This window comes from Hoyosella rhizosphaerae, assembly GCF_014643175.1.
Lineage (GTDB): Bacteria > Actinomycetota > Actinomycetes > Mycobacteriales > Mycobacteriaceae > Lolliginicoccus > Lolliginicoccus rhizosphaerae.
In genome coordinates, this window is sequence record NZ_BMJH01000001.1 from 1,765,775 (window position 1) to 1,776,402 (window position 10,628).

The window sequence follows — 10,628 nt, forward strand, 5'->3', positions numbered from 1 at the left end:
ACACACACGTGTGGGGCAGGAAATAGCAGGTCAATTATGAAATGTGCGGCATAAGTACGGTTTGGTGTGGGTAGCATCAGAATTGTGTAACCAATCGATGCGGTTAGTCACTCATAGTGCAACCGTCTGTAACATACTGATTGCTTGGCACGACAGGCTTCAAGGTCGGACACAACACGTGTTCGCCCGACGGCGTACAAAGCGGTACATCGGTCATGGTGAGGACAAGCGAGCGTTCTGCCGGGATAGGTGGAATCGCTGGTTCACACCTGCACATTGAGGGAGAGGCATGGACGAGTTCTACAACGAGGCCGGTGAGGTGGCACTCACGCCAGAGGCAACTCTTGTAAACTGCGTCGAGCAACACTCTCGTTCTAACTCCGAGGATCTTGCTTACCGGTATATCGACTATTCGCGGGACCGTGATGGTGAAGTGCACGAACTCACCTGGGAGCGATTCGGTGTCCGTGTCCGGGCAATTGCTGGGCGACTGCAGCAAGTTGCGCAACGCGGTGACAGGGTAGCCATTCTGGCTCCTCAAGGTCTTGACTATGTTGTTTCGTTCTTCGCCGCGATCCATGCGGGCACTATCGCTGTGCCCCTCTTCGATCCCGATGAACCAGGCCACACGGACCGGCTTCATGCCGTGCTCGGCGATTGTGAACCCGTTGCGATCCTCACAGGCACAAAATCCGCTGCTGGTGTTCGCCAATTTTTCCGTTCCCGCCCGGCGAGTGAACGCCCACGCATCATCGCTGTAGATGCCATCCCGGACACTGTTCAAGAGTCGTGGACGATGCCGCATCCGTCGCTCGACGACATCGCTTACCTGCAATACACCTCAGGCTCTACCCGCGTACCTGCCGGTGTGGAGATCACCCATCGCGCCGTGAGCACCAACGTGTTGCAGATGTGCGCTTCACTCGGACTCACCGAGGAATCCCGCGGCGTTACGTGGCTGCCCCTTTTCCACGACATGGGTCTTCTCACCGTGATTCTTCCGGCGTTTGGTGGTCGCTACATCACCATCATGTCGCCCCGCGCGTTCGTGCAGCGGCCTTACCGGTGGATCAAGGAACTTGCTGCTGAAAGTGACGGTGCTGGGACATTTGCTGCAGCACCAAACTTTGCCTTCGAGCACGCGGCACTTCGTGGATTGCCGAAGGAGGGCGAGCACCTCGACTTGAGCCACGTGATCGGGCTTATTAACGGCAGTGAACCCGTCACACCATCGTCTATGCGGAAGTTCAACGACGCGTTCGGCCCATATGGTCTACCGAAAACCGCCATCAAGCCGTCGTACGGCATGGCAGAGGCGACGCTATTCGTTTCGACACCTCATCTCGACGACGAGCCGCACGTTATTTACGTTGATCGCGTAGAGCTCAATGCTGGTCGCATCAAGCGCGTTCGCTCCGATGAACCAAATTCCGTCGCCCAGGTTTCGTGCGGGCATGTATCTGTGAGCCAGTGGGCCGCGATCGTTGATAGCGATTCCGGCGAAGAAATGCCAGATGAGCGAGTCGGCGAAATCTGGTTGCACGGTGACAACATTGGCCAGGGCTACTGGGGGCGCGACGCTGAAACGGTGGAGACCTTCCACAACAAGATCATCAAGCGACTGTCTGAAGGAAGCCACGCCGAAGGCACCTCGGAAGACGCACACTGGATGCGCACCGGCGACTACGGCGTATACATCGACAACGAATTGTTCATCACTGGTCGCGTGAAAGACCTAGTCATCGTTGACGGACGAAATCATTACCCGCAGGACCTCGAGTACTCCGCACAGGAAGCGAGCGCTTCGTTGCGCCCCGGATTTGTTGCCGCATTCTCGGTTCCTGCCAACCAGCTTCCAAGCGCAGTCTTCGATAACTCACACAGCGGCTTAACCTTCGACCCTGACGACTCGTCGGAACAGCTTGTCGTAGTTGGTGAGCGGGCACCTGGAGCCGGCAAAGCAGAGCCAGGCCCCATCGCGGACGACGTCCGAACGGCGATTGCCACACGACACGGTGTGACAGCGCGCGACGTGCTGCTTGTCCCCGCAGGGTCCATTCCTCGTACCTCCAGTGGCAAAATCGCGAGGCGAGCATGCAAAGCAAGCTACATTGATGGCACCCTCCGAGGTGGCCATGTCCAGACAGCATTCCCCGACACTGTGAGCGAGTGACGTTGACAGCACAGCAGATGACCGTTGCCCAACTTGTTGACTGGCTCCGACAGTGGGTGTCCAGTGCCACGGCGGTACCGGTGGATCAGATTTCTGCTGAGCGTCCGATGGAAGAATTCGGATTGTCGTCGCGCGACGCGGTCGCGCTCAGCGGCGAAATCGAAGAACTTCTCGGCATCGCGCTAAGCGCCACGATTGCATACGAGAACCCAACAATTGGTGCTCTCGCCAAACGCATCATTGAAGGCCCGCCGATCGTGGAAGACGACGGCGATGACGAGCAGACTTCACGCCCAAGCCTTGACGGTGGGGGCGACATCGCTATTGTCGGCCTTTCAGCAAGGTTCCCCGGTGGAGCGCACGACGCCGACTCGATGTGGAATTTGCTCGCTGAAGGTCGCGATGCGGTGAGTGACCTCCCACCCGGTCGGTGGCAAGAATTTACTGGCGACCCGATCATTGCGGCAGCACTTGACGCGACTTCAACTCTGGGTGGGTACCTCGACGACGTCAAAGGATTCGATCATGAGTTCTTTGCCATGTCGCCACTGGAAGTTGAAAATGTTGATCCTCAACAAAGGATCGCGCTTGAGCTCACGTGGGAGGCACTCGAAAACGCGCGCATCCCCGCCAATGAACTTAAAGGCGCCCAGGTCGGTGTCTTCATCGGCAGTTCGTCCAATGACTACAGCCTTCTCACCGCGAGTGATCCGTCCACTGCGCACTACTACGCGCTGACGGGCACCGCATCGAGCATCATTCCGAACCGTGTGTCCTACACGTTTGATTTCCGTGGACCCTCGATGTCGATCGATACTGCATGCTCGTCCTCCCTCGTGGCGGTTCATCAAGCTGCGCAAAGTCTGCGACTCGGAGAGTGCGACCTAGCGGTGGCAGGCGGCGTAAACATGCTGCTTTCGCCCGCCGCTACGCTCGGGTTCGGGGCTAGCGGCGTGTTGTCACCCACCGGCAAGATAAAAGCGTTCTCTTCCGACGCCGATGGCATTGTGCGCGCTGAGGGTGGCGGCCTTGTAGTCCTCAAGCGGCTCGCGGACGCTGAGGTTGCGGGTGACACCATCCTTGCCGTGATCAAGGGATCAGCGGTTAACTCTGACGGCCGTTCAAACGGCTTGGTAGCCCCCAATCCTGAGGCTCAGGTCGCGGTTCTTCGCGCCGCTTACCGCAATGCGGGAATCGCTCCCTCTCAAGTTGACTACGTGGAGGCGCACGGCACGGGAACTCTCCTCGGCGACCCCATTGAAGCCGACGCTCTAGGTCGCGTTCTGGGCGCCAAACGAGACGCTTTGCTTCCGACCCTATTGGGCTCAGCGAAAACCAACTTCGGCCACCTCGAATCAGCGGCTGGCGCAGCGGGTCTCATCAAAGTGGTCCTGGGTATGCAGCACGATCTCATCCCGGCCACCATCAACTTCGCTGGACCGAATCCGTACATTCCATTTGACGACGCCAAACTCGAATTGGTCGAAGACATTCGTGAATGGCCGCGATATTCGGGCAAGGCCACTGCCGGTGTTTCGGGCTTCGGTTTTGGTGGAACAAACGCCCACGTCGTTGTTCAAGAGTACGTACCGGCCGCACAACCCGACGCGGGCCCAAGCGACGAAGCTATTCTGTCGGCAGGGCCATACATCTTCCCTGTGTCAGGTGGGCTGCCATCGCGTCGTAGGCTCGCGGCGAAGGAACTTCTGCAATGGCTCGAAAGTGGGGCCGGTGCGAATGTTGCGCTTGATGACCTCGCTCGGAGCCTCGCCAAACGGAACCATGGACGTTCGCGCGCCGCAATTGTGGCCTCGACGAGGGAAGGCCTCATCGATGGCCTGCGCGCCGTAGTCGAAGGCAAACCACGTCCCGGTGTCTTCTCGGCCGACGCACCTGCTTCGAGCGGTGCGGTATGGGTGTTCTCCGGATTCGGATCTCAGCACAAAGGCATGGGCAAAGCGCTCTACGAAGCGAGTCCCGTCTTTGCAGCCAGGATCGACGAAATCGACGAACTCCTCATCGACGAGTCCGGCCACAGTGTGAAAGAGATGTTCTTTGACGAGAACATTCGGTACGGCGTGGAGACCGCGCAACTGTCGATTTTTGCGATCCAAGTTGGTTTAGCTGCGACACTTCGCGAAGCCGGGGCGGACCCCGTAGCCGTTCTTGGCCACTCGCTTGGAGAAGTGGCGGCTGCGGCAGTATCTGGTGGTCTCGCCCTCGACGATGCTGTCCGTGTCATTGCGGCACGCGCACGACTTATGGGGGAAACCGAAGCTGCCGTCACCGACGACAACATTCGTCGCATGGCCATCGTCGAGTTTTCTGCAGACGAACTTGCGGCCATGGCGCCGCAGTACCCCGGTATCGAGATCTGCGTCTACGCAGCACCGAACCAGACAGTCATCGGTGGCCCAGACGTCGAAGTGCAGGCCATCGTTGCCAAGGCCGAAGCGGAACAAAAACTTGGTCGAGTACTCGATACGCGAGGCGCCGGCCACACAGCCCAAATGGACCCCATTCTCGGCGAACTTATTGCCGAGATCGCCGGAATCGAACCGCGCAAGCTGGAGTGCGGAGTCGCATCATCGGTTCACGAAGGCACCCTCTTTCCCCGCGGGCACGCCCCCATCCATGGCGAAGACTATTGGACAAAGAACATGCGGTACACCGTGTTCTTCACCAATGCTGTCCAGTCTGCTGTCAGTGCTGGGCACAGCACCTTCATCGAACTGGCACCGCATCCAGTTGCACTGATGTCGGTTGCCGCCTCAACATTCGCCGCCGGGGTGGTCGACCCTCAACTCATTTCCACACAGAACCGCAAGGAAGACAGCGCCGCAACATTTGCAGGGGCTATTGCACAACTGTATGTCCACGGCCATCGCGTGAACTTGCTTCGCGTAGTGGGCTCCGGACCGTTCGCCAACCCTCCACGCACACCGTGGATTCGGCGCGAACACTGGACAGCAGCCCGCGCGAGTAGCGGAGGCGACCAACGCATTCCCGGCGCTCACGTTTCGCTACCTGACGGCCAACACGTGTGGGAAGTTCACGCTGAAGCAGTCAGCGATCTTGATGGTCTGATTTCGGCCGCAGCGAAGGAAGTGCTGTACGAAGTTGACCTCGGTGCAGTGATTTACCATGCCGAATTACCGTCGGTCGGAACTGTCACCACGATGATGCACCCACATCCAGGTGGCGCCTCATTCCGCGTCTTTGGCAAGATCGGTGAGGAATTCACCTTGCTCGCCGACGCCGTTGTCACCGCAGATGGCCCGCTGAACGCTCCGGAAACTTTCGTTCGGCCAGCCCCACAGGCGAAGCCAGTCGAAGTCGAAGCGCAACCGAAAACTGCGCTTCCGCAAGGCGATCAATGGACCGCAGACAGTGGCGAGAGCTCACGTGATCGCCTCACTCGAATCATCGCCGAGGCCATGGGCTACGCACCAGAAGATCTCCCCGGCGAGATGTCGCTCATCGAACTCGGACTTGACTCACTGATGGCGATTCGAATCAAGAATCGGGTGGAGTACGAATTCAATATTCCGCCAGTGCAAATTCAGGTTCTGCGCGATGCCAGCCTCGACGACATCGACAAGTACTTGACGTTCGCCCTGGAAAACCCTGACAAGGTCGCTGATATCGCAGTCGAACAGTCAGAGGGCAATGCAGCCCCCGTCGATCCGAGCGCGATCGATGTGTCCGAAGCGCCTGTGACGCCCACATCCCCAACCGACGATACGGCTCGTCAAGACAGCGCCGCTGGTCAAGACAGCGCCGCTCGTCAAGACAGCACAGCCGTGGATCAACAAGCGATTGCCGACGCCGCAGGATTAGATGTGCCGCCGCGCGACGCAGCCGAACGACTCACATTCGCGCAGTGGGCAACACTCACCGGAAAATCGGCGGGCGGCATTTTCAACCCGCTGCCCGAGCTTGACGACACCACAGCAGCGACACTGGCAACAAAACTGTCAGAACGCGCTGGTGGCGAGATCACTGTTGATCAAGTTCGCTCCGCACCCACAATCGAGCGACTCGCAGACCTCGTTCGCAACCACCTTGAGGGAGACGTCGGGCTCGTCCGCACCCTCCGAGCACCCCAAGGCAACCGGATACCGGTGTTCGTTTTCCACCCAGCCGGTGGTTCGACAGTGGTTTACGAGCCGCTCACCAAACGTCTCCCAAGCGACGTGCCTGTGTACGGCTTCGAACGGGTCGACGGGCCACTCGACGATCGCGTCGACGCCTACATGCCTTTGTTGCGCGAACTTCAACCCACCGGCCCGTACGTCCTTGCCGGATGGTCTTTCGGCGGCGCGCTGGCATACGCCATGGCGCAACGCCTCCGCGGTGAAGGCGAAGAAGTTGCACTGCTCGGACTCCTCGACACCGTGTTCCCCTCCGAACCAATCCCCGACACACCGGAGGAAACAGCAGCGCGGTGGAAACGATTTATGGACTTCGCTGCCGTGAACTACGGATTCCAAGTCGAACTGCCCATCGATGAACTCATCACCCTCGATGACGCAGGTCAGATACATAAAATCCTGTCGATGCTGAAAGACACCAACCACAGCATCAGCGGCGGCATCATCGAGCACCAGCGCGCATCATTCCTCGACAACAGGGCAGTGCAGACGCTGCAGCCAAGAAAGTACGATGGCGACGTCGTACTCTACAAAGCTGAACGCATGCATGACGGTGCTATCCAACTCGAACCCCGCTACGCTCAAATCGAACCTGACGGTGGATGGGGACGAGTTTCGGACCGACTTGAAGTGGTCCAACTCACTGGGGATCACCTGGGTGTAGTTGACGAGCCCGTTATTGCTCGCATTGCGGCCCACATGTCTAGCAAACTCGACGAAATTGAATCACAACGCCCGACGAAATAAGTCCCTGACGACATTGGTCCCAGGCACATGAGTCACAGTGAGGAGCCACTGCGCGTGAACACGACCGCAGAGAAGCTCGCAGACCTCCGGGAGCGCCTCAACAAGGCTGCTGAACCGGGAAGTCCCCGAGCGATCGAGAAACGCAACGCGCAAGGGCTCCCGTCGCCACGCGAACGAATTATGGCACTGCTCGACCACGGCAGCTTCGTGGAAATCGGTGCGCTCGTCAAGGCACCTGGCTCTCCAGACAACCCCTACGGCGACGGTGTCGTCGTCGGGCACGGGCTCATAGATTCGCGGCCCGTTGTTGTCTTCTCCCACGACCAAACCGTGTTTGGCGGCAGCCTCGGCGAAATGTTCGGCCGAAAAGTGTGTGCCGCACTCGATTGGGCGATCAAGGTCGGGTGCCCAGTAATCGGAATCAACGACTCCGGTGGCGCCCGTGTTCAAGAAGCCGTGACATCACTGGCCTTCTACGCCGAAATCGGGCGTCGCCAAATCCAGCTTTCGGGCCTCGTGCCCCAAATTTCCATCATGCTAGGAAAATGTGCTGGAGGCGCGGTCTACGGCCCCGCCATCACCGACTACATTGTCGCTGTTGAAGACCAGGCCTACATGTTCATCACTGGACCCGAAGTGATTCGCGCCGTCACCGGTGAGGACATCTCCGCTGAAGACCTTGGCGGTGCCCGCAAGCAGGCAGAATACGGAACAGTGCACCACGTCGCACAAACCGAAGCGGACGCGTTCACATGGGTGCGAAACCTCCTCAGCTACTTGCCGACCAACTGCAACGAACCTGGTCCTATCGTCAACCCGGATCTCGAGCCAGAAACCACAGAATCCGACCTCGCACTCGACGCCTTCATGCCTGACGCAGACAACTCTGCGTACGACATGCATGACATCTTGCGCAACATCTTTGACGATGGTGAGTTCCACGAAATCTCCGCCGATTTTGCACGCAACATCATCGTTGGATTCACCCGTATCGATGGGCGAACAGCCGGTGTGCTGGCCAACCAGCCACTCTCGCTGAGTGGGGCACTAGACATTGACGGCTCCGAAAAGGCATCCCGGTTCATCCGTTTCTGCAATGCGTTCGAGATTCCGATCGTGTGCGTTGTGGACGTACCAGGCTTCTTGCCGGGGCTAGAGCAGGAACGCAACGGAATCATTCGCCGCGGAGCCAAGATTCTCAATTCGTACCTCGAAGCAGACGTACCAAAAGTCACTGTCGTCGTCCGGAAAGCGTACGGGGGCGGCTACGCCGTCATGGGTTCAAAGAACCTTGGCGCCGACCTCAACTTCGCATGGCCCACCGCCCGCATCGCCGTGATGGGCGCTGAAGGCGCCGTAGTGCTCCTCAAGCGCAAGGAACTCGCGGCGGCAGGGGACAAGGCGCCAGAGGTGCGAAGGAAGTTCATCGAGTTCTACAACGAATTCATCGCCACCCCGTACATTGCGGCCGAACGTGGATACATCGATGCCGTAATTAAGCCTTCGGCGACCAGACTGGAACTACGGCGGGCGCTACGAGCATTGCGGGATAAATCGGTCGCGCGCCCACCGAAGAAGCACACGCTGCACCCAGGCTAGATCGGTCCACTGCGCAGTTTCAGCATCAGCGGCAGTTTGTTTTACCTCTAAAAACGTTTGCCCCAGGCGGAGTAAATCCACCTGGGGCAAACGCCTATGTACGGCGGTTCTTGATCAGTTACGGAATGATCGGACCGGGTGACCACCAGCCAGTTCGTACTTGCGTGGTGTGTTCGATGTCAGCAGGCACAGCGTCGGTCACATACCGTTCGTATTCGATGAGCTCGCCCCAGTCGCGGCGCCAATCATCATTCAAATACGTCGCCATTGTGGTCCCACGGCTGACCGTATTGGTGAGGCCGAGCGAACCGCCAGCGAATGGGCTTTGCCACGAGTTCGCACCAGCAATCACACCGCGATCCGGGGTGATGCGGTATTCCGATACCTGCGCAACACCGTTAATATGCAGGTAAGGCTGTTGGCAAGGGAAGTGAAGTCCGACAGTCCAATCCAGCAGTACTGGCGTTTCAGATCCCACAAAATCTTGTACTGTGCTCAGCTCTGCTATCCGTGGCGGTGTGAAAGCCAACCACTGACGTGCTTCGAAATCCTGATCGCGTGCAACAAGTCGCACTACATCCGCGTCTTCCGGAATAGAGGACATAGGAACGCGCAAGTTTCGCCACATGGGTGACGGCCCCGGGTCAATAGGCGTAACTTGGCCCATCACAACAAAATCGTCGCCGTCAATGCGGCCGTACTCTACTTCGAGTGATTGGCCGTACTGGCGGATTCCATCACGGTCAACAGAGTCGATCCGTCCGGACGCAGTGATGACCATGATGGGTGATGCTTCGGATCGTTCTGGAAGGGTGTACCAATCTGTTTGAAGCTCGGCGACCTCGGTTTGATTGCTGCTGAAGGTGCCAAGCACTGGAACTCGGTTCGAATCGAGGCCAAATGGCAGCGGTATGAGTGACCCGTTAATGCCTGGTTCGTCGAGGAACTCGGCGGCGAGTGATGCGCCACCAACCCGTGGTCCATCAGGATTGATTGTTGTCGGACCTGTGCCATTGACGTCAATATCTTCAGGCGCCAAGTCAACGCGAATGGCGTTCGAATCAAATCCAGTGTTGAGTTGACCGCCGAAGGCCTCAACAGCGTCGTCCGTCGATACTGGATCGAGGAAACCGGAGTTAGAGTCTGTCTCCACCAAAACATCTTGGGCAAGCCCGCAAGGTTGGCCGCGGAGCGAATCAATGTTTGAGCGGGCGATGGAGTACGCGGGGTACTGCGAGATCGCACCCTTCGCGAGTGATGCGATGGCAAACAAAACGACCGCCATACCAAGAATCGCGATAGGCGCGGAGAAGGGCATCAGAATCCACTTCCGCAAACCACGAGCTTCGGAATGCCGAAGATACATAAATGCACCAACGAGCAAAAGCAGCAAACCGATCGCTAGCACGCCGGACGCAAGCACGTGCCCTTGAATGGACGGGCGCTTGTCCCACCATGGAACCCCGAAACTACCGACATACCAGTACGCATTCGGGCCCGTCGCCGCATAAGCGGTAATGACAACTACTACTCCGCCGTACAGCACCTTGTTGCGCGGAGACTGATACAACGCTGTCGTTAACGCCACCGCACCCAGAGCGGCTACTGCAGCACCAATACCTGCGAACGCGCCAAAGTGGTGAACCCACTTAGTTGGTGTCACAGCGAGGAAACCAAACGACATCACGGCGACGGCAAGCAAGCGAAGTGATGGACCGCGCGCCATTCGGCTCTTAGAGGCGTGATGGATGATCGCCGCAGCAGCCGTGAATATACACAGCACCATGATCAGTACTGGGAAGCGCCGGGCAATCGACCCATCAGCGGTTTGGCTGAACAACTCCGAGTACCGGAAGAACTCGTTATACCAGCTCAGTGATGGTCCGATGGCGGTGCGGAGTCGGGAGGCTTCGGAGACTGCGGCGAGTGTTTGGTCGTAGAAGATGATGAAGAGG

Annotated in this window: 4 protein-coding genes; 3 read left to right on the plus strand and 1 reads right to left on the minus strand. The window is 58.4% G+C overall.

From position 1 onward, the window contains the following. Nucleotides 1-289: 289 nt before the first annotated feature. From fadD32 to IEW73_RS08185, 3 genes are read left to right on the plus strand one after another with little or no spacing between them, the layout of a single operon-like run. Nucleotides 290-2,173 (plus strand): long-chain-fatty-acid--AMP ligase FadD32, encoded by a 1,884-nt coding sequence (gene fadD32, locus IEW73_RS08175; RefSeq protein ID WP_188672593.1) that lies wholly within the window; start codon nt 290-292, stop codon nt 2,171-2,173. 17 nt (nt 2,174-2,190) lie between these two features. Continuing rightward, the gene (pks13, locus tag IEW73_RS08180) at nt 2,191-7,074 is read left to right on the plus strand and encodes a polyketide synthase Pks13 (RefSeq protein WP_188673162.1); all 4,884 of its coding nucleotides are present in this window, start codon (nt 2,191-2,193) and stop codon (nt 7,072-7,074) included. A gap of 27 nt (nt 7,075-7,101) precedes the next feature. Continuing rightward, entirely contained in the window at nt 7,102-8,673 is a 1,572-nt protein-coding gene (locus IEW73_RS08185) for an acyl-CoA carboxylase subunit beta (RefSeq protein ID WP_188672596.1), read from the plus strand. Between the two features lie 118 nt (nt 8,674-8,791). Here IEW73_RS08185 and IEW73_RS08190 read toward each other — a convergent pair. Next, a partial coding sequence (locus IEW73_RS08190) for an arabinosyltransferase C-terminal domain-containing protein (protein ID WP_188672599.1) occupies nt 8,792-10,628 on the minus strand: 1,837 nt, incomplete at its 5' end.

Bases quoted from the DNA above. Each gene is read 5' to 3' on its own strand.
- fadD32 (WP_188672593.1), top strand. From the start codon at position 290: ATGGACGAGTTCTACAACGAGGCCGGTGAGGTGGCACTCACGCCAGAG.
- pks13 (WP_188673162.1), top strand. From the start codon at position 2,191: ATGACCGTTGCCCAACTTGTTGACTGGCTCCGACAGTGGGTGTCCAGT.
- IEW73_RS08185 (WP_188672596.1), top strand. From the start codon at position 7,102: ATGAGTCACAGTGAGGAGCCACTGCGCGTGAACACGACCGCAGAGAAG.